The sequence below is a fragment of the Brevibacterium sp. 'Marine' genome, from assembly GCF_012844365.1.
GTDB lineage: Bacteria > Actinomycetota > Actinomycetes > Actinomycetales > Brevibacteriaceae > Brevibacterium.
Genome location: NZ_CP051626.1, coordinates 35,233 through 61,885, shown reverse-complemented (window position 1 = coordinate 61,885; position 26,653 = coordinate 35,233). Strand labels below are relative to the sequence as shown.

Here is a 26,653-nt window from a genome sequence, read left to right as displayed (position 1 = left end):
GATGGTGAAATCAATCCACAGACTCCGAAACCATCCTGCATGCACAATTCCTCTCAGACCGAACCCGCCCAGGGCACGTCCCAGGGCTTCGCCCACGCAAAGGCGATCCTGTTCGGCGAACACGCGGTTGTCTACGGCTCTCCGGCCGTCGCAGTGCCATTGCACGGACTCGGAGTCCAGACCGATATCCGCCGGTCCCCGCATCAGGAGACCCGGATCGAGAGCCAGCTGTTCTCCGGAAATGCGCAGACCGCTCCGGAGCCGATGGGCCCCGTCGTCGCCGGTCTCAACGCCGCACTGAAAGCCGTGGGGAACCCCGACGCCGAGGTGGAGCTGCTCATCCGTTCGGCGATCCCCCACAGCCGCGGCCTGGGTTCGAGTGCAGCCGTGGCCACCTCCGTGGCCCGCGCGGTCGCGAACCTGCATGCGACGGTCTTCGACGAGAACACCCTCCACGAGATCGTGCAGGCGGCCGAAACCGTCGCCCATGGCCGACCCAGCGGAATCGACGCCTGGGCCGTGGCCAAACCCGCCCCCATCCGCTTCCAGACCGGGTGCGCCCAGACCATCGACGTCGGTCAGCGCCTCGTCTTCGTCCTCGCGGACTCCGGTCATCACGGGTCCACCGCCGAGGCGGTCGGAGGGGTCCGTGCTCGCCGTGACGCCGATCCTGTGCGCATCGGAGGGATGATCGACCGTCTTGCCGAAATCACCGATTCCGCCGTCGACACCATCCGCTCCGGTGATCGTGAGACGATCGGCACGCTGATGAACGAAGCCCATGGACTGCTCGGCAGCCTCGGTGTGTCGACCCCGACCCTCGATTCCCTCGTCGCTGCCGCCACCGCGGCCGGAGCCCGGGGCGCCAAACTCACCGGCGGCGGACTCGGCGGCTGCGTGCTGGCCCTGGCCGATGACGATGATTCGGCCGAAGAGCTCGCCGAGGCCCTGCGCAAGGCGGGAGCACCCCGCACCTGGACGACGGAGGTCAGACCGACATGAGAACGACGACGGCGCGGGCCTACCCGAACATCGCCCTGGTCAAGTACTGGGGCAAGGCCGATGAGGAGCTCATCCTGCCCGCTGCGGGCAGTCTGTCCCTGACGCTGGACCACTTCGAGACCACGACCACCGTGGTGCCCGCCCCGGACGCCGAGACCGATGTCCTCGAACTCGACGGCGCACTCGCCGATCCCGGCCAGACCGACCGCATCTCGACTTTCCTCGACCATGTCCGCGCCCTGGCCGGACGGGATGACCGGGTCCTCGTCCGGTCCCGCAACTCCGTGCCCACGGGTGCCGGTCTGGCCTCCTCGGCGTCGGGCTTCGCCGCTCTGGGAACGGCCGCCGCCGCAGCCTTCGACCTCGATCTCGCACCGCGCGATCTCAGCCGGCTGGCCCGCCGCGGTTCGGGGTCGGCCTGCCGCTCGATTCCCGACGGCATCGCCGTCTGGCACGCCGGCGACGACGCCTCCTCCTTCGCCGAGACCGTGCCCGCCCCGGATATGCGGATGATCATCGTCACCGTCAACCGGGCTAGGAAAGCCGTGTCCTCCCGCGAGGCGATGCGCCTGACCGCCGCCACCTCACCCTTCTACTCCGGCTGGGTGTCCTCGACCGAGGACTACCTCGAGCAGATGGTCGCCGCCTGTGCGGCCGGGGACTTCACCCGCATCGGCGAAATCACCGAATCCCACGCCCTGCGCATGCACGGACTCATCCAGTCCACCGTGCCGCCGATCCGGTTCCTCAATCCGACCAGCCACGCGATCTTCGACGCCGTGGCCGACGCCCGCGAGTCGGGAATCGAAGCCTATTCGACCGCCGATGCCGGCCCGAACGTCGCCGTCATCGTCCGCCCCGCAGACGCAGAGGCACTGGCCGAGAAGCTCTCCGGCTTCGGCGACGTTCGCGTCGTCGGACCGGGCCCGGGAGCCCACCTGCTCACCGCCGCTGACGCAGTCCCGCCCGCAGACGCAGTGAACCCGGCTGCGGGTGAGGGCAGCCGGGCATGATCGAGACCCGGGCACCCGGCAAGCTGTTCATCGCCGGCGAATACGCCGTCGTCGAACCCGGACAGCCGGCCGTGCTCATCGCCGTCGACCGGTGCATCACCGTCCGGCTGACCGAGAGCGAAGGCGCCGGCCGCATCCATTCGAGCGAATACGGTCAGGCTCCCGTCGTGTGGCGGCGCGAAGACGATGGTGAGCACATCATCGTCGACGAGCGTCCCTTCGACTACGTGCTCTCGGCGATCTCCACCGTCGAAGAGCTGCGCTCCGGCCGGGGTGCCAGCCCCCGCTACTTCGATCTCGAGATCTCCAGCGAACTCAATGACTCAGACGGCCGGAAGTTCGGACTCGGCTCCTCGGCGGCGGTGACGGTGGCGACGATCGCCGCTCTCGATGAGTTCTATCGACTCGGGCTGACCCTGACCGAACGCTTCAAACTCGCGGTACTTTCGACCATCGCGATCTCCACGAAGGCCTCCGGCGGTGATCTCGCCGCCAGCACCTTCGGCGGCTGGATCCGCTACTCCTCCCCCGACCGTGCCGCCCTGCACGATCACCGCGAGGCCCACGGGGTCGTCTCCGCCATGAGCTGCTCGGAATGGGCCGGCTGCTCGGCCCGACGGGTCACCCCACCGAGCTCGCTCGACCTCCTCGTCGGCTGGACCGGATCACCGGCGTCGACCGAACATCTCGTCACACGCGTCCACACGCCGGCGCCGGAGAGGCACCGCCCGCTGAAGTCCTTCGCCGCCGAGTCGCACACCCTCGTCGACGATCTCGTGGCGGCCTTCGACGCCGACGATGCCGAGGCGAGCCTGACCACGATCCGCTCCGTACGTGCCCTGCTGCGGCGACTGAGCGACTCCACGGGCAGCCTCATCGAAACCGAGGCCCTGCACGACCTGTGCGAGATCGCCGAAACCCACGGGGCCGCAGCGAAGCCCTCGGGCGCCGGCGGCGGCGACTGCGGAATCGCTCTCGCTCAAACACGGACCGAAGCACACACCGAAGCACAGACCATTCTCAGCGGCTGGGAAGCCGCCGGAATCCGACCCCTGGACCTCGGTGCCCACCGAGAGGAAGGCGAGATCGATGAGTTCTGAGACCCCGGCATCGGTCGAGACCCCGGAGACCAAGGCCTCACGAGCCTCCCGCAAGGACGACCATGTTCGCCTCGCCTCGGCGCAGCAGACGGAAGGGCCGCGGCGGACCGACTTCGACGACCTCGAATTCGTCCACCACGCCCTGTCGGGAACGAACCCCGACCGCGTCGACCTCACGGTGAACTTAGGCGAGTGGACCTGGCCGACGCCCTTCTACGTCAACGGCATGACCGGCGGCACGGAGACCACGGCGAAGATCAACCGGGACCTGGCCATCGCCGCCGCCGAGACCGGTCTGCCCATGGCCTGCGGATCGATGAGCGTGGCCCTCGACGACGCCGAGGCAGCGAAGGGCTTCACCGTCATCCGCGAGGAGAACCCGGACGGCTTCGTCATGGGCAACCTCGGTGCCGGTCGCAGCGCCGATGATGCCCGACGGGCCGTCGAGCTGCTGAACGCCGATGCCCTCCAGCTGCACATCAACCCGGTGCAGGAGACCGCGATGCCCGAAGGCACCCGCGACTTCTCCACCTGGCTGTCCGGACTCGAGGACATCGTCGCCGCCTGCCCCGTGCCCGTCGTCGTCAAGGAGGTCGGATTCGGACTCAGCCGCCGGACTCTGAGACTGCTCGCCGATATCGGGGTCCAGTACGCCGATGTCTCCGGAGCCGGAGGCACCGACTTCCTGCGCATCGAGAACGATCGCGCACCGGCCGAGGACTTCTCCATGCTCACCGGCTTCGGCCAGTCGGCCCTGGCCTGCCTGCTCGACGCCCCGGCCGAGTGGACGACCGAGACGACGATGGGCGACGGCGTCTCGAACCGCGTGCTCCTGGCCTCCGGCGGCGTGCGCAACCCCTATGATGTCGTGAAAGCACTGGCCTGCGGTGCTCGCGCCGTCGGCGTCGCCGGCACGTTCCTGCAGACCGTGCTCGACCACGGTCCGGACGGGCTCGTCGATCTCGTGCACACCTGGCAGACTCAGACCTCGGCTCTGTTCGCCCTGCTCGGGGCGCAGCGATCCACGGACCTCACGGCCACGGACCTGCTCACGCGGGGCCGCCTCGGCGAGTTCGCCCGCCTGCGCGGAATCGACGTCACCGCGCTCTCGCACCGATCCGACGTCCTTTCGAGGAGGAATCAGCTGTGAATCAGCAGACCACGATCACCGGGATCCCCACCACATGGGTCGGTCCCCTGCGGGTCAGCGGCGAAGCGCTGGCTCCCGAAGGCACCCACACCGAGGTGGCCGTGCCCCTGGCAACCTACGAGACCCCGCTGTGGCCCTCCGTCGGCCGCGGGGCGTCGATCTCCCGTGAGATCGAGGGCGGGATCCGCACCGTCATCGTCGATGAGCGGATGACCCGGTCCGTGCTGTTCGTCGCCGAATCCGCGATCGGCGCCGAGGCGGCCGCGCAGGCCATCCGTCACCGCACCCGCGAACTCGAATCCGTCGTCGAAGCCGGATCCGGCCACTGCCGGCTCATCGAGATCCATCCGGAGATCGTCGGGAACCTGCTCTTCGTCCGCTTCGCCTTCCGCACGAACGACGCCTCGGGCCACAATATGGTCACCCAGGCCTCGGATTCGCTCATGGACACCATCCTGTCCTGGCAGCTGGGCCTCGACTACGGCTCGGTGTCCGGCAACTACTGCTCGGACAAGAAGGCCACCGCGGTCAACGGAATCCTCGGGCGCGGACGCAATGTCGTCGCCGAGATCGTCCTGCCCCACGAAGTCGTCGAGCGTCGCCTGCGCACGAGCGCGGACAAGATCGTCGAACTCGTCGTGCGCAAGAACCTCGTCGGGTCGACGATCGCCGGAGCCCTGCGCTCGGCGAACGCCCACTATGCGAACATGCTGCTCGCCTTCTACCTGGCCACCGGTCAGGATGCGGCGAACATCGTCGAAGGTTCGCAGGGCATCACCTATGCGGAGAACCGCCCCGAAGGCCTGTACTTCTCGACGACGCTGCCGCACCTCATCGTCGGCACCGTCGGCAACGGCAAGGATCTGCCGCACGTCGATGAGGCGCTCGAGCGTCTCGGCTGCCGTGAGGATCGTGAGCCGGGAGCGAATTCGCGTCGCCTGGCCGCGCTCATGGCCGCGACCGTGCTGTGCGGTGAGCTCTCTCTGCTCGCAGCGCAGACGAACCCGGGTGAGCTGATGGACACTCACCGTCAGATGGAACGCAAGGCTGAGGCAGAGCGGGATTCCGCCGCTCAGCGAGAGGACGGCGAGGCCGCATGACATCACACACTGCTGCGGGCACTGCACCGATCGGCATCGATGACATCGAACTGGCCACGAGCCATCATGTCGTCAGTCTCGATGACTTCGCCGCGGCGAACGGAACCGATCCGAACAAGTTCCGCCTCGGCCTCGGCCAGGACGAGTTCAGCTTCCCGGCTCCCGATGAGGATGTCGTGACGATGGCGGCCGCGGCCGCCGCGCCGATCATCCGGCGCAGCGGTTCCGAGGGCATCCGCACCCTGCTGTTCGCCACCGAATCGGGGATCGACCAGTCGAAGGCCGCCGGTATGGCCGTGCACTCGCTGCTCGACCTGCCGTCGCAGATGCGCGTCGTCGAGGTCAAGGAAGCGTGCTATTCGGCGACGGCCGCGCTGCAGGCCGCCGTCGGCATCGTCACCCGCTCTCCCGGCCAGCGGGTGCTCGTCATCGCCTCGGATGTCGCCCGCTACGAACTCGACACACCCGGTGAGCCCACTCAGGGCGCCGGTGCCGTGGCGATGCTCGTCTCCGCGGATCCGAAGCTGCTCGAGATCGAACCGGTCTCGGGTCTGAACTCGGCCGATGTCGACGACTTCTGGCGTCCGAACGATTCGTCGACCGCGATCGTCGACGGGGCACTGTCGGTCACCGCATACCTCGACTCGCTCACCGGAGCGTGGACCGATCTGGCCGCGCAGGGCGGACCGGCCATGGCCGAGATCGACCGCGTGCTCTACCACCAGCCGTTCACGAAGATGGCGAAGAAGGCGCAGGTCCACCTCGCCGGGCTCACCGGTGAGGATCTCGAGACGGACATCGTCGCGGGTGCCGGCGCGGGCGCTGCCGGTTCTGGCACAGCTGCCGCCAACTCGGACGCTGCCTCGGGGCCGGCCGCTGCCGCCGGTGCCGATAACTCCGTTGCCACTGGTCCGCGCGATACCGGGCTGGCCACGAGCACCCTGTACAACCGTCGCCTCGGCAACTCCTATACCGCTTCGCTCTATGCAGGACTGTGTTCGCTGCTCAACCACGATGAGGATCTCGCGGGGAGGCGCATCGGATTCTTCAGCTACGGATCGGGCAGCGTCGGTGAGTTCTTCACCACCCGCGTCGTCCCCGGCTACGAGCAGCATTCGCGCCGACAGGCCGTCACCGAGGCGCTCGACGCCCGAGTGCCGCTGTCCATCGACGCCTATCGCGCGCTCCATGCGACCGAACTCTCCAGCGCCGAGGACGTCACGACCCCGAAGGTGACCGCGGGACCGTTCCGCTTCGCCGGGATCAAGGGCGGTGCCCGCATCTACGAGCGCGCCTAGCTCCCGACCTCACCGACGCCCCACGCATTGCGTAAGGCCCAGTTTGAGTTGAACAGCCCATGTTTGAAACAGGGCTGCTCAACTCAAACTGGGCCTTTCGCAAGTTTTGGTACAGGTTCCTTCGAAGGGCTCGCTTTGTTCCCTGAGCCGTTCGAAGAAACCTGTACCATTTCGCGTTCGACGGCCGCCGAACCCCTCTTCAACCGACCGCAGGCACGACGAAGCCCCTCACCCTGACCCTGTCGGGACTCGGTGAGGGGCTTGTCATTCGCTGTGCGCGAGGGGGGACTTGAACCCCCACGACCTTGCGGCCACTGGCACCTGAAGCCAGCGCGTCTACCAATTCCGCCACTCGCGCGAACAAGGTAAAACTCTAGCATCGGAGACGGCGAAACCGAAAACCGAGGAAGCCGAAACCGCCCAAACGTGTCCACCTTCACATTTTCGCCCCGTGCGACCTTACGCCCTCGCCCCTCGCAGTCCCACGTCCTCAGCCTTCCCAGCGCCCGCCCTCGCCACACACGGCCGCACCCGCTCGGCCCGTGCTCACCCCACGCGGCCGCCCACCCTCGCCCCGCACACGGGCCCACCTGCACCGCGTGCACTCCCTCGATCTTCCCTGGACGCGCGCAGGGAATCCCGGCACAGCTTCGCCCTGCGAACACGCGTGACGTGAGTTGAGAGCCTCACCGCGTTAGGATTGGGTGTTGATGTGCCCAGAGTGCACGTGATCAGGACCACCTGGTCAGAGCACTCGGAGACGCTTGGCGAAGAGTTCGTCCGGCAACGGCAACACCTGATGAGGAGGTGCCATGGGGTTACTCGATCGCTTCGAGAAGGGGCTGGAGAACGTCGTCAACGGCGCCTTCGCGAAGGCTTTCCGATCCCAGGTCGAACCCGTCGAGCTCGCCGGAGCCCTGCGCCGTGAGGCCGACAACAAGGCCGCTGTGGTCTCCCGCGGTCGCACCCTGACCGCCAACCACTACGTCATCGAGCTCTCGCAGACCGACCACGACCGGCTCTCCGGCCTCGAGTCCGAGCTGCGCTCCGATCTGCGCCAGGTCGTCGGCGATCACGCCGTCGAACAGGCCTACAGCTTCGTCGGTCCCGTCTCCGTCGAATTCGCTCTCGCCGACGACCTCGACACGGGAATGTACCGCGTCGTGTCCTCGACCCAGCGTCCCGACGGCTCTCCTGCCGCTCAGCCGGCCAACCGCGGCGGCTACGACCCGATCTCGCGGGCGAATCCGATCGTCGGCGAGTCCCCGAACTCCGGGTCTCGGCCCGTGACCCCGCGCCGCTCCCCGGAACCCGCCCGTTCGACCCCGGCCGCGGCACCCCGGCAGAACTCTGGCGCCCGTCCCGCACCGGCACCGGCCCCCGCTCGCAGCATCGAAGCCAGCGTGACCATCGACGGTCGCACGCAGATGCTGCGCCAGGGCACGAACACCTTCGGCCGTTCCTCGTCGAGCTCGGACTTCGTCATCGACGATCCCGGCGTCTCGCGCCGTCACTTCGAGATCGTCGTCGAGGGTGACCGTGCCGTGGCCAACGACCTCGGTTCGACGAACGGCACACTGCTGCACGGACGCAAACTGACATCGGCGACCCTGTCCGACGGCGATGTCCTCCTCGCCGGCGAGGCCGAGGTCCACTACAACGAGCGGGACGCCCAGTGAGCGAATTCACCGTCACCGTCTTCCGGTTGGCATTCTTCATCATCCTCTGGCTCTTCGTCCTCGGAGTCGCCGGAGTCCTCCGTCGCGACATCTTCGGCCCGCGGAAGGCCCGCGCCGGACGGAAATCTCGCCGAGGCGGCTCCAAGTCCGCCCCGCCGCCACCGTCCCGTCCGGCTCCCGCACCTCGTCCGGCGGCCGCTCCGGTCGCCCACGCCCATCCGGGCACCATCCGCATCACCGACGGCCCCTTGGCCGGGCAGACGCTGATGCTCTCGGGGGCGCCTGTGACCTTCGGGCGGGCTCCCGACAACACGATCATCATCAATGACGACTTCGCTTCCAGCCATCATGCGCGGATCTCGGCGAAGAACGGGGCCTGGATGCTCGAAGACCTCGGATCGACGAACGGCACCATCGTCGACGGCTCACGCATGACCGGACCCATCCAGCTGGCCATCGGCACCCGGATCACCATCGGACATACGACCCTGGAGACCCAATCGTGACGACCGGCGGTACCATCACTCTCCGTTCGGCAGCCCGGTCTCACACCGGGCTGGTGCGTAAGAACAACCAGGACTCCGGCTACGCAGGACCCAATTTCCTGCTCATCGCCGACGGAATGGGCGGTCACGCCGGCGGAGATGTCGCCTCGGCGATCACCGTCTCCCGTCTGGCCGAACTCGATCACGAGCCCGGCGGCGAGGACGCCCTCGAACTCCTGCGCACCTCGATCCTCGAAGCCAACGACCGCATCTGCCGCGGCGTCGGCGAGCAGCCCGAACTCGCCGGAATGGGCACCACCGTCACCGCCGTTCTGCGTGCCCCCGGCAACCGCTTCGCTCTCGCTCATATCGGGGACTCTCGCGGCTATGTGCTGCGCGACGACAAGCTCCAGCCGATCACCCACGACCACACGTTCGTGCAGATGCTCGTCGACGAGGGCCGGATCACCGCCGAGGAGGCCGAGACCCACCCGCAGCGTTCGGTCGTGATGAAGGTCCTCGGCGACGTCGGGGCCTCCCCCGATCTCGACCTGTCCCTGCGCGAGGCCCAGGTCGGCGACCGCTGGATGCTGTGCTCGGACGGTCTGACCGGCTTCGCCGACATCGACGACATCACTCGCGTGCTCAAAGAGGTCTCCGACCCCGACGAGGCCTGCCGACAGCTCATCGACCTGGCCCTGGCCGGTGGCGGAGCCGACAACGTCACCGTCGTCGTCGGCGATGTCCTCGAGGGCGAGGTCGAGACCACCGCAGGCGTGTCCGTCGGCTCCGTCCACCTCAACCCCCGCTACGCCGCGATCGGTGCGAACCCCGACGCCGAGGCGGCCGTGGACACCGAAGCCCATGAGACCTTCGCCGACGACGACGTGTCCGCCGACACCGCACCGATCCAGACCGTGGACGGCGAGGACGTCGAAGCTCGCGACGGCACTACTCAGCAGCTGCGGACGAACACCGCTGCAGACGAGGAGGCCGACCTCGACGATGAGGTCGAGAAAAGGTCCTACCTCGGATGGATCATCACCGCCATCGTGATCGTCGCGCTGGCCGTCGGCGGATTCTTCGCGTACAACTACGTCAGCCACCAGTACTATGTCGCCGATGACGACGGCAAGGTCTCCCTCTACCGCGGCCTCGACACGACGCTCGGGCCCATCGAGCTCAGTCGCCTCGTCGACACCACGGACATCGAGGTCGGCAGCCTCAACAGCTACTCCCAGGACCGTCTGCGCGGATCGATTCCCGCCGGTTCACGCGATGAGGCCGATCGCATCATCGACAATCTGCGCAAGGAATCCGATCGCTCCTCCGGCATGTCCGGCGATGTCGAGGACTCGACGAGTCCGAGCGACCCGGCCCCCTCACCTCCGGATTCGAAGTCCGCTGATCCCAGTGACGCCATCACCCGGGAGTCGCAGTGATGAACCAGGCTCCCTCGCAGACCGCGCGCCCCAGAACCTACCGGCTGGCCGAGCTCGGTCTCCTGATCCTGGCAATCGCCGTCGCCACCAGTGCCTACGCTCTCGTCGGCCTCGGTGTCGAAGACACCATCCCGGCCAATGTCTACGGCTATGCCGCATGGCTGGCCGCACTCGGCGTCATCCTCCACATCATCGTGTGGATCAAGGCGAAATACGCCGATCCCGTGCTCGTGCCGATCGCGGTGCTGCTCAACGGCCTCGGCCTGGCCATGATCTACCGCGTCGACCTCGGCCGCGACGAATACCTCGGTTCGGCGATGACCCAGCTGGTGTGGATGACACTCGGCGTGGGCCTGGCCATCGCCGTGATCTTCGTCGTCCGCGACCACCGCTGGCTGCGCCGCTACACCTATGTCTCGGGCTTCGCCGCCCTGGTCTTCCTCGTGCTTCCGCTCATCCCGGGCATCGGCAAGACCATCAACGGCGCCCGCATCTGGATCGGCGTCGGCCCCCTGTCCTTCCAGCCCGGTGAGATCGCGAAGATCCTGCTGGCCATCTTCTTCGCCGGCTACCTCGTCACCTACAAGGACCAACTCGTCGCCGCGGGACCGAAGATCCTCGGCATCCGCTTCCCCCGTCTGCGCGACTTCGGACCCATCGTCGTCGCCTGGGTCGCCAGCGTCGGCGTGCTCGTCTTCGAACGCGACCTCGGCACCTCGCTGCTCTTCTTCGGCCTCTTCGTCGCCATGCTCTATGTGGCCACCTCGAAGGTCTCGTGGATCATCCTCGGCCTCGGATTCTTCTCCGCCGGTGCGGTAGCGGCGACGTTCCTCTTCTCCCATGTGGACCAGCGTGTGTCCGGGTGGCTCAATGCGCTGACTCCCGAGGAGTACAACAAGACTCCCGGTGGTTCCTACCAGCTCGTGCAGGGTCTGTTCGGCATGTCCAACGGCGGACTCATCGGCACCGGCTTCGGTGAGGGCCGACCGAATATGGTCCCCTACGCCGAATCCGACTTCATCTACGCCAGCTTCGGTGAGGAGATCGGCCTGGCCGGCCTCTTCGTCATTCTGCTGTGCTACCTCTTCATCTTCCAGCGCGGAATCCGCACTGCTCAGCAGCTGCGCGACGGCTTCGGCACTCTGCTGGCCACGGGCCTGTCGTTCACGATCGCCCTGCAGGTCTTCGTCGTCGTCGGCGGCGTCACACGTCTCATTCCGCTGACGGGTCTGACCACGCCGTTCCTCGCTCAGGGCGGTTCCTCGCTCATCGCGAACTGGATGATCATCGCCCTGCTGCTGCGGATCTCGGACAATGCCCGGCGCCCCGTGGAGGAATTCCACACCGGAGTGCTCACCATCACCGAGGATCCGCAGCCCGTTCCCGCGGGCGCCCCTGCCGAGGACTCGGCCGCCTCGGCGCGCACCGTCGACGAGGATGCCCCCACGACGAACCTGCCGCCGGCAGATGACCGTGCGTTCGACGGCGAAGCTCCGACGACGAACCTGCCGTCCGCGGGCGCACAGCCCCGCGGTGAGGCACCCACCGACTCCGATGCCACCGACCAACGACCCACCGGAGGTGAACGATGAAGAAGCCATTGACGCATATCGCCGTCGTCGGATTCGTCATGTTCGCGCTCCTGTTCGGGTCGACGAGCTGGGTGCAGTACGTGACCGCGGATTCGCTGAACAACAATCCGCTGAACAACCGGCGGATCCTCGACCAGCTGGCCCGTGATCGCGGTCCGATCCTCGTCGACGGCACACCGATCGCCTATTCGGAGCCCGTCGACGACAAGTACAAGTACCAGCGCAAATACGGCTCGGACAACCTCGATCCGCGCGCCTACGCCTCGCTGACCGGCTACTACTCCGTCGTGTCCGGGGCCTCGGGGATGGAACGCGCCGCCGGTGACTACCTCTCCGGCGATTCCGACGCCCTGTTCTACGACAAAGTCGGCAGCTTCTTCACCGGTGAGCAGCCTCGCGGCGCCGCCGTCGAGCTGACGATCGACCCGAAGGTGCAGCAGGCGGCATGGGACGGACTGGGCAACCAGAACGGCGCCGCCGTGGCACTCGACCCGAAGACCGGGAAGATCCTGGCCATGGCCTCGACCCCGGGCTGGGACCCCAACGCCCTGGCCAGCCATGACTCGACCGAAGCCAGCCAGGCCTTCAAGAACCTCGAAGCCGCCGACGGCAAGCCCGCCTACAACCGTGCGATCGGCGGCAACCTGTACCCGCCCGGATCGACGTTCAAGGTCCTCGTCGCGGCGGCCGCCCTGGAATCCGGCGACTACGAGCCCGATTCGCAGCTCAACGGGCCTGCCACGCTCGATCTGCCGCAGACGACGGCGACGATCGGCAACTCGCATCCCGGTGCCTGCCGCAACGGGGGGAAGCCGACCCTGGCCGATTCGCTCGCCGAATCGTGCAACACCTCCTTCGCCTCCCTGGGCATGGACCTCGGGGAGGACGCGATCGCGGAGCAGGCCGAGAAGTTCGGCTTCGGCGAAGACCTCGAGATCCCCCTGGGCGTCACCCCGTCCTCCTTCCCGTCCGACCTCAATCCGCCGCAGCTGGCTCAGTCCTCGCTCGGCCAGTACGAGGTCAGGTCGACTCCGATGCAGATGGCGATGATGACCGCGGGAATCGCCAACGGCGGAAAGATGATGAAGCCTCAGCTCGTCGACCGGGTGCTCAATGCGAACACCCTCGAGCCGATCTCCGAGACCCGCCCGAGCCAGATGTCGCGTCCCGTATCCGGAGATACCGCCGACAAGCTCACCGACATGATGACCGGTGTGGTCGAGAACGGCACCGCTTCGGTGGCGAAGATGGGCGATACGAAGGTCGCAGCGAAGACCGGCACCGCCCAGCACGCCAAGGGCGCGGCACCCCATGCCTGGTTCATCTCCTTCGCCCCGGCCGACGACCCTCAGGTCGCGGTCGCGGTCGTGGTCGAGAACGGCGGAAACGCGGGCAATGAAGCTTATGGTGCGACGGTCGCAGGGCCGATCGCGAAGAACATGATGGAAGCGGTGGTCGAGAAATGAGACCCGTCGAAGGCACCCTGTTGGGCAACCGTTACAAACTCACCTCCCGCATCGCCGTCGGCGGCATGGGCGAGGTCTGGAAGGGTGTGGACTCCGTGCTCGGCCGTGAGGTCGCGGCGAAGATCCTCAAGGACGAGTACCTCTCCGAATCGACCTTCCTCGCCCGGTTCCGGGCCGAGGCCCAGAACATGGGTCGGGTCTCCGACCCGGGAATCGCCGGCGTCTACGACTACGGCGACGAGCAGGGTTCGCCCTATCTCGTCATGGAATACGTGCCCGGTGAGGCTCTGTCGGCCATCATCGAACGCAGCGCGCCCCTGTCCGAGACCGATACGCTCTCCATCGTCACCCAGGCCGCTGCCGCCCTCGGTGCCGCACACAAGGTGGGTGTCATCCACCGTGACATCAAGCCCGGCAACATCCTCATGACTCCGGACTTCCGGGTCAAGATCACGGACTTCGGCATCGCCCGGGTCACCGATCAGGCACCGCTGACGAAGACCGGGCAGGTCATGGGAACCGCCCAGTACCTCGCTCCCGAACAGGCCACCGGCAAGGGGTCGGGGCCCGGTTCCGACCTCTATGCACTCGGCATCATCGCCTATGAGGCCCTGGCCGGTCAGCGTCCCTTCACCGGAGACTCGCAGGTGGCCATCGCCATCGCCCAGGTCAATCAGCAGCACCCGCCGCTGCCGGACACGGTCTCCGAACCGCTGCGCCGCTTCGTCGACTGCCTGCTGGAGAAGAAGCCCGAACGTCGACCCTCCGATGCCTTCAAGGTCGCCAAGGCCGCCGAGGCGCTTTCGGCCGGGGACATCGCCGGAGCCGAGGAGCTCGTCCCGCAGATGCGGCACGGGGCCGCAGCGTCCGAAGCCCTGACCCAGGTCTTCAACAACCCGGAGCCGGCAGCCACGACGAAGACCCTGCCCGTCACCTCCTCGAACGATGCGACCCAGGTGTACCCGAACGGGGCCGCCGCCGGGATCGTCGGCGCTGGAGCCGCCGGTGCCGGAGCCGCTGCGGCGAATACGGGACAGATCGATCCCAACGATCCGCAGAATCAGGATCTGGAGAAGGACAAGCCCTCGAACAAGGGCCGCGTCCTCATCTGGATCCTTGCGATCATCGCCCTCATCGCCGTCGGCTCCCTGCTGTGGTTCTTCCTCGGCGGAGGCAATGCCGAACCCGAACCGGAACCGTCCACCTCGGCACCGACGTCGGAGGCGGCGAAGACGATCGAGATCGATCCGAACGATTACATCGGACTCACGGAATCCTCGGCGACGCAGAACCTCGAGAACCAAGGCCTCGAGGTCGAGACGACCGACATCAACTCGGAGCGCACCGCCGGAACGGTCGCCGATGTCGGCGAGGGCGACAACGGATACACCTTCGAAGAAGGCGACACCGTGACCCTCTACATCTCCGCCGGTCCCGCCGAAGAGCCGCAGGAGCCGGCCTCGGATTCCGGTTCCGATCCGGGTCTGGGCAATGGCTCCGAGACGAACTCGGACTCCGATTCCTCGAGCAGCAGTGAATCGGACTCCGGCAGCGATTCCGAGGGAAGCCAGTCGAATTCGGACTCGGGCTCTTCCTCGGACTCCGAGACCTCGACCGACTCGGGCTCCGAAGGTTCCTCGGAGACGTCGGGCGAGTCGGACTCATCGAGTTCCGGGGATTCCGCCGACACCTCGGGAAGTGAGTCCTCGTCCGGCACTGGGTCCGGAAGCGATTCGACGTCGTCGGGCAACGCGAACAGCTCGGACGCCAGTGGCAACTCAGGCGGGAACAATGGCAATGAGTAGACATTGAACGATACCGAGCAGCGAGTACGAGAAACGAAGAGTTTGAGATACTGAAACTCGACCCGGTTCGGGTGAGAACGAACCCACCGAACGGGTGAGACTAGCGGAGGACATACATGAGTGAACCCAAGGTGCTGTCGGGGCGTTACGAAGTTCGTGCGCTCCTCGGCCGTGGGGGCATGGCGGAAGTGCATGAGGGCGTCGACAACCGTCTCGGACGTCGCGTGGCCATCAAACTTCTGCGCTCCGATCTCGCCCGCGATCCGTCGTTCCATACTCGGCTCAAGCGCGAGGCCCAGTCCGCGGCCGGTCTCAACCATCCCGGAATCGTCTCCGTCTACGATTCGGGTGAAGAGGAATTCGTCGAATCCGGCGGCTCGTCGGTGTCCGTGCCGTTCATCGTCATGGAATACGTCGAGGGTCAGACCCTGCGCGAAGTCCTCAACGAGCACGGCACACTCACCGTCGACGAGGCGCTGAACGTCATCGCCGGAGTCCTCGCCCCGCTCGAGTACTCCCACCGCAACGGCATCGTCCACCGCGACATCAAACCCGCGAACGTCATGCTCACCCCCGAGGGTGACATCAAGGTCATGGACTTCGGCATCGCCCGAGCGCTCAAGGACAATTCGGGGCTGACGCAGACCCAGTCGGTCGTCGGCACCGCCCAGTACCTCTCCCCCGAGCAGGCCCGCGGCGAAGTCGTCGACGCCCGCTCCGACCTGTACTCGACCGCCTGCCTGCTCTACGAGCTGCTGGCCGGTCGTCCCCCGTTCGTCGGAGATTCCCAGCTGGCCGTGGCCTACCAACACGTGGGAGAGACTCCGCAGCCGCCGAGCTTCTACAACTCGAACATCCCACCGGCCGTCGACCGGCTCCTCCTCCACGCTCTGCTCAAGGACCGCGACGCCCGCTACCAGGATGCCTACACCTTCCGTGAGGACGTGCTCGCCGCCCGCGACGGCCGTCCCATGAGCTTCGAAGACGATGTCGAAGCCACTCAGGCGTATCCGATGATGGCCCCGCCCATGACCGCCCCGATGGCCCATGCCAACGAGGCCGATGCCGCTCCCGAGACCGGACCGGTGTCGACGATCATGACCAACCAGGAGGAACGGCCGCCGCAGAAGCGTTCGCGCGCGTGGGTCTGGATCGGCAGCATCTTCGTCCTCCTCGCCCTGGCCGCCGTGGCCCTGTGGGTGTACGAAATCAACAAACCCGAACCGATCGTTCAGGTCGAAGTCACGGATGTGGCCAATATGGACGCAGACGAGGCCGAGGCGGCCCTCATCCACCAGGGTCTGCGCGTGGACACGGACGAGAAGTACAGCTCGGAAGTCGACAAGGGCAAGGCCATCGAAACCGATCCTCCGGGCGGTCAGAGGGTCGACAAGGACAGCGTGGTCAAACTGATCATCTCCTCCGGCCCCGAGTCCGTGACGATCCCCGACGTCTCCGGAAAGACCGAAGAGCAGGCGCGGAAGATCATCAATGACGCGGGTCTGCAGGCCGGCACCCATATCTCTCAGAATTCCCCGGATGTGGAGAAGGGCGTGGTCATCGAGACCAAGCCCGGTGACGGTCAGGAGGTCGATGTCGATTCGAATGTCGATCTCGTCGTGTCTTCGGGCATGGTCGAGGTCCCCGATGTCACCGGCCAGACCGCCGAGGAGGCCTGCAAGACCCTCGAAGGCGATGAGTACCAGCTCACGTGCAAGACCGAAGAGGTCGAGACCGACGAACACGATGAGAAGAAGGTCTTCGAACAGTCCGCGACCGGCGGCAGCGAGGTCAAGCAGGGCTCGGAGATCACCGTGAAGGTGGCCAAGAAGCCGCCGGAGCCGTCGCCCTCGATTCCCTCGGTCCCCGGAGGCATCCCGACCGCACCCGGCGACGACGGAGACAACGGAGACGACGACAAGGACAATAAGGACGATAAGGACAAGGACTCGATGGGCGGAGGGCTCTTCGACAACTGGTCCGAAGGCATCATCGGCAACTGAGCCGCATACCCTTCGAACGCCGGGCGGCCGGGTCAGTCATCGACTGGCCCGTCCGCTGTCGTCTCCGGTGAGTGTCGGTGACGCGGTTCCTTCTTCAATCCACGGTGAGGAACAGGTCCGTGCGCATATCGGCGGGATCCGCCTCGGGGCTGGGTTCGGTGACATAGAGTTCGATGAACGGCAATCCCGGACGATGCCCGGCCGCCACCGCGTCCTTGAGCAGCTGTGCCCAGGATTCCCCGAGCCCGTCATATCCGCCGAGGTGGCTGCGCACGGCCATGGATCCGCCGGGCAGCTCCGCAGGGATGACGATATGCCCACCGGCGATCGGCTCCGCGCTCTTCAGCCCCGCCGAGGTGGGGATCCCCACCTGCAGATCCACCGTTTCGCTCGGCTGCCGGGTGTAGAGGGCGAAGGCCGGTCCTGCGGGTTCGAGGCCCGCCTCGGAGAGCACGGGGAAGAGCCCGGAGAACGTGGCGTCGAAGAGCTCAGGCAGGTCGGACATGTGGACTTCGCGGGCCTCGACGACTGCTGCCGGAGTCGCCGGGACCTCGATGACGGTGAGTTCGGTGAACGGTTCCTCGCGCAGATAGGTCGGTTCTGACATCGTCGCTGCTCCTGTTCGTCTCTCGTGCACGGCACTCACGGTCGTGCACGGACCCCGGCGCGAATTCGGATCGTCTGCGCACAGGGATCACTGTGCTCACGATCATAACGATCGGCCGCCTCGGCGAGAACCCTGAGACCAGGGATCGGCGGGAATTCTCAGGCGATCGCGGTCGCCAACGGGGACATGCCCGCCGCCGCCTGGGCGGCACCGTCGAGACCGCACACCTCGAGCCAGTTGCCGAGCATGAGGTACCCGCATTCGGTGAGCACGGATTCGGGGTGGAACTGGACGCCGAACAGGGGTTTCTCCCGGTGTTCGATGGCCATGACGATGCCGTCGTCGGTGCGGGCGGTGACGGCGAACTTCTCGAGGTCGAGGGTCTCGTCGACGATCGCCAGCGAATGGTAGCGGGTGACGGTCAGCGGGCTCGGGCAGCCGAAGAAGATGCCTTCGCCGTCGTGGGTGATGACCGAGGTCTTGCCGTGCATGAGCACGGGTGAGTGGGTCACCTCGGCGCCGAACACCTCGCCGAGGGCCTGATGGCCCAGGCAGACGCCGAACACGGGCATGCCTGTCGTCTCCGCCCAGGACAGCAGGGGCGGGCAGACTCCGGATTCGGCGGGCACGCCGGGACCCGGGGACAGGAGCACGCCGTCATAGGCGGCCACGGTGGCGGCCACCTCGGCGGCGGGGATGTCGTCGTTGCGGACGACGTCGACGTCGGCGCCGAGCTCGCGCAGATAGGACACGAGCGTGTAGACGAAGCTGTCGTAGTTGTCGATGACGAGGATTGAGGTCATTGTTGTCCGGTCTCGGTCACTGTGGCGTTGTTGAAGGGCATATACGGGGCGATCACGGGGAAGACGTACTGCATGAGCAGGAGGACGACCGCCGCGATGAGGATGAGGGCGAGGATGAGTTTGACGACCCAGTTGCCCGGAAGGATCCGCCAGATGAATGCGTACATATCAGGCACCGCCGTTCTTGCTGACCTTGTCGTAGGCCTTCGAGTCCTTGATGCTGTCGGGCGCTCCGTTGCCGGCCGGCGTCCAGTCCGTGAGTTCGGCGTAGGCGACGTAGCGTTCCCGGGCGGAGAACATCGGGTTGCAGGCCGTCATCGTCAGGATCCGGTCCTTGCCCTTGAAGTCGGGTGCGTCGGGCACGGGCGAGAGCACTTCGACGGCATCGGGGAGGATGATGTCGAAGTTGCGGAAGGTGTAGGTGTAGAAGCCGTCCTTCGTCTGGACGATGATCTCGTCGCCCGGGCGCAGATTCGCGATCTGGTTGAACGGCTTGCCGTAGGTCACGCGGTGACCGGCGACGGAGAAGTTCCCGACCTCGCCGGGCATCGCCGAGTTCGGGTAGCGGCCCACACCCATCCGGTTGAGCACGGGTTCGAGGTCGACGCCCTCGGCGACGGTGCGGTAGTAGTCGTCTCCGAAGCGCGGGATGTAGAAGATGCCGAAGGCTTCGTTCTTGCCCACAGGTTCGGCGACCACGGGTTCGTCCGGATCGTCGGGCAGTTCGTTCGGGTCCTGATTCGCCCAGTCCTGGGTGAGTTCGTCGGCGAGCACTTCGTTGTCGCGGTTGGCCTGGATGTCCGTCCACCACAGCTGCCAGACGACGAAGAGGATGAGGACGAGTCCGGCCGTGATGCACAGTTCGCCGAAGGTGCGCACGGTCCCGCGGATCGGGCCGAGCGGTTCCTTCTCCGCCGGCTGACGTCGGCGCCGGCGTCGAGTTACGGGACGATTCTGGGGCTGATCCTCGCCGAGGCGGCCCTGCGTGGATTGTCCGCCGTGACCCTGCGGGACCGCGGGCATGGCTTGAGTGGTCTGGGCGTGCGTGGGCTGGGCGTGGGTGGGCTGAGGCTGTTCGTAGACGGGCGGGGCGTCTGAGTAGACGGCGGTCGGTTCGCCCTGGGCTGCGGCGGCTTCGGCTTCCCTGCGCCGCAGCTCGCGTCGGCTGGGCAGCGGCTGGTCGCCGGCGGCAGCGGAGTCGTCCGCGGACCGACCGGCAGAGTGCCCGACCTGCTGATCGGCAGAGTGGGAGGTGGACATCCGTCTCTGAGCAGGACGGATAGTGGGTCGCGAGGGCGGATTCACGCCCGGCTCGTTACCCGAGGAGGAACTATTCACCACTTCTGCTCCGTGACTGTCACTGCATTGTCGGGGGCCGTCGAAGAAGACAGGCGGGGACACCCCTATGCACTTTATCCTATGGGAATCATCGTTCGGGGCGCGCTCGGGGCGCTTTCAGGGTAGTCGGAGTTTTTCACTGTGACCCCCGCCCCGAGTAGACTGGTCTGCGATCGTCCCCAACCATTCATTCGGCGACCCAACGACGGTCGACCGACAAAGGAGTACTTGTGGCCAAGTCCAAAGGACGCCCCCAGCGCACTTCTCGCACTTCGTCGGCGGCCAAGGCGAAGCAGGCCGAGTCCGCTGAAGCGGTCGAGGCTGCCGAGGTCGAGGAACTCGAGACCGAATCGCTCGACACCGATGTCGCCGAGGCTGCTGACGAAGAATCGGATGCGACCGAATCCGCTGCGGACGATCTGACGGACGATTCCGCGGACGAGGACGCGGAGAGCAAGGACTCCGACAAGGCTTCTGCGAAGGGCTCCGAGAAGGACTCCGAGACCGCGGCCGTCGGGAAGAAGGACAAGGCGGCCAAGGACGAGAAGTCGGCCGAGAAGTCCGACTCGAGCAAGGATGCGAAGTCGGGCAAGGGTGTGAAGACGTCGAAGACCTCGGACTCGAAGGCCTCTGATTCCAAATCATCGGGCTCCAAGACAACCGGCTCGAAAGGTGCGGCTGCCAAGCGGACGTCCCGTTCGGGCAATCCGGCCAAGCGGCCGCAGGGACGCAAGACCGCGAGCTACACCTCGACCTCGGGCCAGCAGACGATCAAGCCGAATCCGAGCTGGTTCCTGCCGGTGCTCATCGGCCTGCTGCTCGTCGGCCTGATCTGGCTCGTCACCTTCTACATCACCCAGGGCGCTTTCCCCGTCGAGGCCTGGGGCAACTGGAACATCCTCATCGGCTTCGCCTTCTTCGTGGCGGGTCTGATCATGTCCACACGTTGGCGTTAGCCGGTCCCGGCCGCACGCGCGTCGATTGTCTGGTCCATCCGCGGTGATTCCGAGCTCGGAATCACCGCGGATGGACCAGACAATCTGCATTCACCGGGTCCCTACGCGTTTCGGCACTCGCAGTCCCGCGTCAACAATCCACAAGCATCGAGTTATACCCAAGCCGGGTGCGTCGCTTGTGGAAAACTTATTTCAGGGCTCTGACCTGGCTAAACACACGCATGTAAGTTATCCACCTTGTGGATAGAGCTTGTGGACAAAGAATTTTCCACTGCAGAGTGCACACAGATCGGCTTTTGTCTGGTAAAAGCCTGGCAGTGCCGAGGAAGCTCTCCGCAGCTGCCGATCGTCTCGAACTCAGAGACCGAGACAGGGACCGGAGCCCGGTCCGCGCTCACAGCCCGAGGCCGGCCATCTTCCACGCCCCACCGAGCGCCATGAGCACCACCAGACCGACCGAGCTCGCCGTGAACACCAGCGTCCGCGATCGCTGTGGTCCCAGCAGCCCCGCACAGCCGAGGACGAATCCGGTGATCAGCCCGCCGAGGTGGGACTCCCAGGACACCCCCGGGACGAGGAACCCATAGCCGAAGTTGAGCGCGACGAACACGAGAACCCCGGCGATGTTCCGGTCGAGTCGACGGGTCGGAGCCAAGAGGACGCCGACGATCGCGAACACCGCGCCCGACGCACCTATGTGGTTCGTCACCCAGTCGACGCTGAAGGGGTCGGCCAGCAGGAGCACCATGGCCGAACCGCCGGCGGTGCCGATGATGTAGACGGTCAGGAACGTCCAATGTCCCAGGGCTCGTTCGACGAAGGATCCGAAGAAGAACAGGCCGATCATGTTCGCCAGCAGGTGGAACGGTGAGGGCTCCTCGTGGACGAGTGCGACCGAGAGGACCCGCCACGGCTGGTCGAGCGTGAGCGCGGGAACGAAGCTCAGCCGCCGCAGCAGGTCGAGGCCGGGTATGAGCTCCGCGAGAAAGGCCACGATGGTGACGATGAGGAGCGTGCGGGTGATCAGCGGCGGGGATGCAGAGAGGGCCCGGCCGGTTTCCCGTGCCGAGCCCTCCTCAGGTGTGTCCATCACACCATGGTACTCAGTGGTCCTCTGCGGACCGTGACTCACTTCGCGGTGATGTCGACCTTCTCGATGACGACCGGCTCGACCGGCTTGTCCATCGCAGCGGTGCGCACACCTTCGATCTCGTCGACGACCTTCTGACCGGCTTCATCGGCGACCTCACCGAAGATGGTGTGCTTGCCGTTGAGCCAGGGGGTCTCGGCGGTGGTGATGAAGAACTGCGAGCCGTTGGTGCCGCGTCCCATCTGCTTGCCGGCGTTGGCCATGGCCAGCAGGTACTTGCGGTCGAACTGCAGTTCCGGGTGGATCTCGTCATCGAAGGTGTAGCCGGGTCCGCCGGTGCCGGTGCCCAGTGGGCAGCCGCCTTGGATCATGAAGTTCGAGATGATGCGGTGGAAGCCGAGCCCGTCGAAGAAGGGGCGCTTGGTCGGCTCGCCGGTCGACGGATCGGTGAACTCACGCTCACCCTGGGCCAGTTCGACGAAGTTGGCCACGGTCTTCGGGGCATGGTTGCCGAAGAGGTTGAGGGTGATGTCCCCGTGGTTGGTGTGCAGGACTGCGGTATGCGTTGAGGCTGTAGTCATGACTTCATTCTTCCACGCCGAGGCGGTGAATGCAGTTTCGCACCAGGTCCGTTGCCCAACCTGTCAGGCGATCCGCAGACAATTCGATGACATCCGCTGTCCCCAGGTTTGCCCCGAGGCCGTAGACTGGTCGGTGATCACCTTGACCACCGACATCTAAGGATTGGGAACAGTTTATGTCGAAGAAGCCCACTCGAGATCAGCTCACTTCGAAGCTCGATTCCGCGAAGCAGACGTCACTCCGAGTCCTGGCAGATGCCAGCGAGACCGCAGCCCCGAAGCTGCGTGAGGCCGCCGACAAGGCCCGCCCCCAGGTCGAGGCACTGGCAGGCAAGGCCGAAGAGTTCGCCGAGAAGGCACGTCCGCAGGTCGAAGCTCTGGCCGACAAGGCCAATGATCAGGTCCACAACTGGGCCGACAAGCTCGAGTCCTACCGTCCCGAAGCGACCGAACGCGCCGGCAAGTTCGCGTCGAATGCCGCGACTTCGCTGTCCGCTGCCGAGACCCCGAAGCTCATCGATGACCTGGCTGTCCGCCTCACCGGGGACAAGAAGGCCATGAAGAAGGCTCGCAAGGCCCTCGCCAACGCCGGCAAGCGCATCGAGAAGGACACCGCTCGCAAGTCCGGCGGCGGAAAGGCCGCACTCGTGTGGACACTCGTCATCGGTTCGGCCGCCGGAATCGGCTACTACGTGTGGAAGAAGGCCCAGCCGGTCGAAGATCCCTGGTCGACCCCGCTGCCGAACAACCGTCCCGCCGATGCCCGTCCGGTCGGTTCGACCCCGGCTTCGCGTCAGGCCGCCGCCACCGAGGTCTCGCAGACCGCCGTGCCGTCGACCAAGGCCGAGGCCGCGGACGAGGTTCCCGCTCCGAAGCCGGCTTCGGAGTCCGCTGAAGGCTCCGACGCCAAGCACTGAGTCACCGAGGCGGCCCACCAAAAGGTGGGCCGCCTCGTCGTTTCTATCGGCATTGAATCCTTATTGCTACCTGACGGCGGCTGAGCAACCTGGCGCGAGGTTGCTGAGCCGCCGTCAGGTAGCAATAGACTATTCGGGGTCGAGGACCTCGCGTCCGCTGCGGGGGAAGCCGCCGGCCCGGCGGGCTGCCACGAGCCCTGTGATCGTGAACGCGAGGGTGGCGGCGAGGATGAGCAGCAGCGGTGCCGTCCATCCGCCGGTCGCGGTGTTGAGCCAGCCGGCGAACGGCGGGGCCAGGGTCGCTGCGAGGTAGCCGCCGAACTGCACGCGCGCCGAGGCGGACGCGGTCTGGGCGTCGCTGCCGGCGGTGCGGGCGATGATCGAGAAGATCGCGGTGAACCCGCCGCCTTGGGCGATGCCGCCGGTGGTCGCCCACAGCCAGTAGGCGCCGGGTGCCGCCAGCAGCCCCACGGGCAGGGACAGCCAGAGGACCGCGACGATCGCCACGGGCACCCACGGCTTCGACTTCACGGCCAGCAGCGGCACTCCGAAGGCACCGAGGATCGCCGCGATCTGGAACAGGGACGCGGTGCCTCCGGCGGCAGTGGGAGCGAGCCCGATGGTGTCGCCGAGGTAGCTCGGCAGCCACGTCGTCGTCGTGTAGTAGGCGGTCGACTGGCCGGAGAATGTGATGATGAGCAGGGCGATGATCAACCGGAAAGAGGCCGGAGCCTCGGCCCACGACTGCTTCGCGGCGGGGGCCGCCTCGGTGATGGACGCGTCGTCAGCGGAATCGACGGCCTCCGCGGCAGCGCGGGCGGCTTCCCCTTCTCGGCGCACGCGCACGCGGATGAGGACCATCCAGAAACCGAGGCCTGCGAAGGCGAGAACGCCCCATCCGGCCAGAGCCCAGCGCCAGCCGAAGGCCGCGGCCAGCGGGCCGGTGCCGATGAGAGTGGCCATCGACCCGACGTTCATCATCGCCGAGTACAGGCCGGTGACCAAGGACACCTGTTCCCACGGGACCTCGCGGCGGATGATCACGGGCACGACGATATTGCCCAGAGTGATCGCCACACCGATGATGCCGGTGCCCACGAGCATGAGCCAAGGTGGGCCGAGCGACCGCAGAACCGTGCCCAGCAGGACGCCGGACAGGCATGCGAGAACCGTGGCTTCGGCCCCGAGGCGGGTGATGAACTTCCCCGCCAACGGCGTGGCCAGAGCAAACAGCAGAACCGGCAGGCCGGTGAGGAGACCGAGCCCGGCCGCGCTGAATCCCGTGCCCTCCTGGATGGCGGGCAGGATCGCCGTCGGCGCGATGATCGGGGTGCGCAGGTTGAGGGCGAGGATGACGATGCCCAGAACGATCCAGGGCAGCATCCTCTTCGCGGAGGGCCGGTGAGGCGAACTCACATCCGCTCGGGAACGCGGATGCCGAGCACCCCGAGACCGGCCTGGAGGACCTCGAGCACGATCGCCGAGAGCCGCAGACGGGAGGCGCGCAGCTCTTCGGTCTCGGCGATGAGCACCGGGCACTGCTCGTAGAACGAGGTGAATGCCTGGGCGAGATCGAACAGGTAGGTGCACAGGCGATGGGGCGTCGACCCGGCGGCTACCTCGGTGACCACATCGGCGAAGCCGAGGATCGACAGGGCCAACTCACGTTCGGCCGTCTCGCCGAGGCTGATCGCGGCGTTCGCGACCTGGGAGGCGTCGACGCCTTCGGCTTCGGCCTTACGGCCGATGGAGCGGATGCGGGCACCGGCGTACTGAAGGTACGGGGCGGTGTTGCCGATGGGGGCGAGCATCCGGTCGAGGTCGAAGGTGTACGAAGTGTCGTGGGCGACGGAGAGGTCGGCGTACTTGACCGCACCGATGCCGACGATGCGCGCGACCTCGTCGGCCTCCTCGGGGGTGAAGTCAACGTGCGATTCTGCCAGGGTCGTCTTCGCCCGGGTCACGGCCTCCTCGAGGAGTTCGGCCAGGCGCAGCGGCGCACCGGAGCGGGTGCGCAGGATCTTGCCGTCGGACCCGAGCACATTGCCGATCTTCACATGTTCGGGGCTGAAGCTCTCCGGCAGCCAGCCGGCTGCGCGGGCGACGGTGAAGACCATCTCGAAGTGCATGGCCTGCGGGGTGCCGACGACGTAGAGAGCTCGGTTCACGCCCAGGTTGATCGCCCGGTTGCGCACGGCGGCGAGGTCGGTCGTTGCGTAGCCGTAGCCGCCGTCGGACTTGCGGATGATGAGCGGCAGGGGTTCGCCTTCCCGGCCGGTGAAACCCTCGGGGAACACGCACAGTGCGCCGTCGGAGATCGTCGCCAGGCCCTTGGCCTCGAGCTCGTCGCAGACCTCGGCGAGCACGTCGTTGTAGGTGGACTCTCCGGCGAGGTCGGCATCACGTAGCGTGACGTCGAGCAGCGAGTAGATGCGGTTGAAGTAGTCGCGGGAGTAGCCGACCAGCGTCGTCCACAGGCCCAGGGTCTCCTCGTCGCCGCCCTGGAGCTTGACGACGCGGGCGCGGGAACGGGTGGCGAAGGCCTCGTCGGAATCGAACTTCACCCTGGCCGCCTGGTAGAAGGCGTTCGGGTTCTCGGACACTTCGGAAGCCTCGTCGGAGTCGACTCCGACATCGAGGAGGTGCTCGATGAGCATGCCGAACGGTGTGCCCCAGTCGCCGATGTGGTTCTGGCGGATGACCGTGTTGCCGAGGAATTCGTGGGTGCGGGCCAGGGCGTCGCCGACGACGGTGGTGCGCAGGTGCCCGACGTGCATCTCCTTGGCCACGTTCGGGGCCGAATAGTCGATGGCGACGGCCTGCGGGGCGTCGTTGACCGGTGCCGCCGCGGCATCCCCGGTTTCGAGGGTCGAGGCGAGGAAGTCGGGGGTGAAGGTGAGGTTGATGAACCCGGGTCCGGAGATCTCCGGGGTCTCACACACGCCCTGAAGGTCAAGGTTTTCGACGATCTGTGCGGCGATGTCGCGCGGCTTCGACTTCAGCTCCTTGGCCAACGGCAGGGCCACATTGGCCTGGAAATCTGCGAACTGGCTGCTGCGGATGACGGGGTCACGTCCGGCGAAGTCCTCACCGAAGGCCTGGGTGAGGGCGGCGGCGAAACGGTCCGTGAGCACAGAAGTCAGAGATGGCATGTGCCCATTCTATTGCCGGGTGCAAGTTGCCTGGGCATCGGTTCCGGCCCGCGGTCGCCGCACAGTCGAGCTTG

Annotated in this window: 23 protein-coding genes and 1 tRNA gene; 15 read left to right on the top strand and 9 right to left on the bottom strand. The window is 66.5% G+C overall.

Features of this window, described 5'->3' with window-relative positions; translation table 11 throughout:
- Positions 1 to 39 precede the first annotated feature (39 nt).
- Genes mvk through HF684_RS00245 form a run of 6 tightly spaced genes read left to right on the top strand, consistent with a single transcriptional unit; the run spans position 40 to position 6,663 of the window.
- Positions 40 to 1,002 (top strand): mevalonate kinase, encoded by a 963-nt coding sequence (gene mvk, locus HF684_RS00270; RefSeq protein ID WP_169250820.1) that lies wholly within the window; start codon positions 40 to 42, stop codon positions 1,000 to 1,002.
- On the top strand, positions 999 to 2,015 hold the full coding sequence (gene mvaD / locus HF684_RS00265; RefSeq protein ID WP_169250819.1) for a diphosphomevalonate decarboxylase: 1,017 nt from the start codon (positions 999 to 1,001) through the stop codon (positions 2,013 to 2,015). Before mvk ends, mvaD begins: the two co-directional genes overlap by 4 nt.
- Positions 2,012 to 3,115 (top strand): phosphomevalonate kinase, encoded by a 1,104-nt coding sequence (locus HF684_RS00260; RefSeq protein ID WP_169250818.1) that lies wholly within the window; start codon positions 2,012 to 2,014, stop codon positions 3,113 to 3,115. Before mvaD ends, HF684_RS00260 begins: the two co-directional genes overlap by 4 nt.
- Positions 3,105 to 4,265, top strand: a complete 1,161-nt coding sequence (gene fni, locus HF684_RS00255) for a type 2 isopentenyl-diphosphate Delta-isomerase (RefSeq protein ID WP_169250817.1) — start codon at positions 3,105 to 3,107, stop codon at positions 4,263 to 4,265. The genes HF684_RS00260 and fni overlap by 11 nt, the downstream gene beginning before the upstream one ends.
- A complete protein-coding gene (locus HF684_RS00250) occupies positions 4,262 to 5,365 on the top strand; it encodes a hydroxymethylglutaryl-CoA reductase (protein ID WP_169250816.1) in 1,104 nt (367 codons plus the stop codon). The genes fni and HF684_RS00250 overlap by 4 nt, the downstream gene beginning before the upstream one ends.
- Complete coding sequence (locus HF684_RS00245; RefSeq protein WP_169250815.1) at positions 5,362 to 6,663, top strand: hydroxymethylglutaryl-CoA synthase; 1,302 nt, start codon at positions 5,362 to 5,364, stop codon at positions 6,661 to 6,663. Before HF684_RS00250 ends, HF684_RS00245 begins: the two co-directional genes overlap by 4 nt.
- A gap of 274 nt (positions 6,664 to 6,937) precedes the next feature.
- On the opposite strand, the gene HF684_RS00240 is transcribed toward HF684_RS00245, so the two are convergent.
- Positions 6,938 to 7,021, bottom strand: a tRNA-Leu gene (locus HF684_RS00240).
- A gap of 454 nt (positions 7,022 to 7,475) precedes the next feature.
- On the opposite strand from HF684_RS00240, the gene HF684_RS00235 reads away from it, so the two are divergent.
- The 7 genes from HF684_RS00235 to pknB all read left to right on the top strand — a co-directional run bounded on the left by HF684_RS00235 (position 7,476) and on the right by pknB (position 17,135).
- On the top strand, positions 7,476 to 8,342 hold the full coding sequence (locus HF684_RS00235) for a DUF3662 and FHA domain-containing protein (RefSeq protein WP_169250814.1): 867 nt from the start codon (positions 7,476 to 7,478) through the stop codon (positions 8,340 to 8,342).
- Entirely contained in the window at positions 8,339 to 8,848 is a 510-nt protein-coding gene (locus tag HF684_RS00230; RefSeq protein WP_169250813.1) for an FHA domain-containing protein, read from the top strand. Before HF684_RS00235 ends, HF684_RS00230 begins: the two co-directional genes overlap by 4 nt.
- A gap of 53 nt (positions 8,849 to 8,901) precedes the next feature.
- The gene (locus HF684_RS00225) at positions 8,902 to 10,269 is read left to right on the top strand and encodes a protein phosphatase 2C domain-containing protein (RefSeq protein ID WP_248279050.1); all 1,368 of its coding nucleotides are present in this window, start codon (positions 8,902 to 8,904) and stop codon (positions 10,267 to 10,269) included.
- A complete protein-coding gene (locus tag HF684_RS00220) occupies positions 10,269 to 11,861 on the top strand; it encodes an FtsW/RodA/SpoVE family cell cycle protein (protein WP_169250811.1) in 1,593 nt (530 codons plus the stop codon). The genes HF684_RS00225 and HF684_RS00220 overlap by 1 nt, the downstream gene beginning before the upstream one ends.
- Positions 11,858 to 13,327: a penicillin-binding transpeptidase domain-containing protein gene (locus tag HF684_RS00215; protein ID WP_169250810.1), complete on the top strand. Its 1,470-nt coding sequence runs from the start codon at positions 11,858 to 11,860 to the stop codon at positions 13,325 to 13,327. The genes HF684_RS00220 and HF684_RS00215 overlap by 4 nt, the downstream gene beginning before the upstream one ends.
- The gene (locus HF684_RS00210) at positions 13,324 to 15,132 is read left to right on the top strand and encodes a protein kinase (RefSeq protein WP_169250809.1); all 1,809 of its coding nucleotides are present in this window, start codon (positions 13,324 to 13,326) and stop codon (positions 15,130 to 15,132) included. Before HF684_RS00215 ends, HF684_RS00210 begins: the two co-directional genes overlap by 4 nt.
- 116 nt (positions 15,133 to 15,248) lie before the next feature.
- Entirely contained in the window at positions 15,249 to 17,135 is a 1,887-nt protein-coding gene (gene pknB / locus HF684_RS00205; RefSeq protein WP_169250808.1) for a Stk1 family PASTA domain-containing Ser/Thr kinase, read from the top strand.
- 94 nt (positions 17,136 to 17,229) lie between these two features.
- On the opposite strand, the gene HF684_RS00200 is transcribed toward pknB, so the two are convergent.
- The 4 genes from HF684_RS00200 to HF684_RS00185 form a co-directional block, all read right to left on the bottom strand.
- Complete coding sequence (locus HF684_RS00200; RefSeq protein WP_169250807.1) at positions 17,230 to 17,742, bottom strand: GyrI-like domain-containing protein; 513 nt, start codon at positions 17,740 to 17,742, stop codon at positions 17,230 to 17,232.
- A 158-nt stretch (positions 17,743 to 17,900) separates the two neighbouring features.
- Positions 17,901 to 18,545 carry a gamma-glutamyl-gamma-aminobutyrate hydrolase family protein gene (locus HF684_RS00195; protein ID WP_169250806.1) on the bottom strand — a complete coding sequence of 215 codons (645 nt, stop codon included), beginning with the start codon at positions 18,543 to 18,545 and terminating at the stop codon, positions 17,901 to 17,903.
- A complete protein-coding gene (locus HF684_RS00190; RefSeq protein ID WP_025777182.1) occupies positions 18,542 to 18,712 on the bottom strand; it encodes a hypothetical protein in 171 nt (56 codons plus the stop codon). The genes HF684_RS00195 and HF684_RS00190 overlap by 4 nt, the downstream gene beginning before the upstream one ends.
- A 1-nt stretch (position 18,713) precedes the next feature.
- Positions 18,714 to 19,805, bottom strand: coding sequence for a class E sortase (locus HF684_RS00185; protein WP_169250805.1), 1,092 nt, complete (start codon positions 19,803 to 19,805; stop codon positions 18,714 to 18,716).
- Between the two features lie 308 nt (positions 19,806 to 20,113).
- Here HF684_RS00185 and HF684_RS00180 point away from each other — a divergent pair, with 308 nt between their 5' ends.
- Positions 20,114 to 20,839 (top strand): cell division protein CrgA, encoded by a 726-nt coding sequence (locus tag HF684_RS00180; protein WP_169250804.1) that lies wholly within the window; start codon positions 20,114 to 20,116, stop codon positions 20,837 to 20,839.
- A gap of 394 nt (positions 20,840 to 21,233) precedes the next feature.
- Here HF684_RS00180 and HF684_RS00175 read toward each other — a convergent pair whose 3' ends face one another.
- Both HF684_RS00175 and HF684_RS00170 read right to left on the bottom strand, forming a co-directional pair.
- Positions 21,234 to 21,929 (bottom strand): rhomboid family intramembrane serine protease, encoded by a 696-nt coding sequence (locus HF684_RS00175; RefSeq protein ID WP_169250803.1) that lies wholly within the window; start codon positions 21,927 to 21,929, stop codon positions 21,234 to 21,236.
- A 38-nt stretch (positions 21,930 to 21,967) separates the two neighbouring features.
- Complete coding sequence (locus HF684_RS00170) at positions 21,968 to 22,510, bottom strand: peptidylprolyl isomerase (RefSeq protein ID WP_169250802.1); 543 nt, start codon at positions 22,508 to 22,510, stop codon at positions 21,968 to 21,970.
- A gap of 176 nt (positions 22,511 to 22,686) precedes the next feature.
- Here HF684_RS00170 and HF684_RS00165 point away from each other — a divergent pair, with 176 nt between their 5' ends.
- Positions 22,687 to 23,427, top strand: a complete 741-nt coding sequence (locus HF684_RS00165; RefSeq protein WP_248279049.1) for a hypothetical protein — start codon at positions 22,687 to 22,689, stop codon at positions 23,425 to 23,427.
- Positions 23,428 to 23,556: 129 nt separating this feature from the next.
- Here HF684_RS00165 and HF684_RS00160 read toward each other — a convergent pair whose 3' ends face one another.
- Positions 23,557 to 24,843 (bottom strand): MFS transporter, encoded by a 1,287-nt coding sequence (locus HF684_RS00160; protein ID WP_348981411.1) that lies wholly within the window; start codon positions 24,841 to 24,843, stop codon positions 23,557 to 23,559.
- Positions 24,840 to 26,579 carry an arginine--tRNA ligase gene (gene argS, locus HF684_RS00155; protein WP_169250801.1) on the bottom strand — a complete coding sequence of 580 codons (1,740 nt, stop codon included), beginning with the start codon at positions 26,577 to 26,579 and terminating at the stop codon, positions 24,840 to 24,842. Before argS ends, HF684_RS00160 begins: the two co-directional genes overlap by 4 nt.
- Positions 26,580 to 26,653 lie beyond the last annotated feature (74 nt).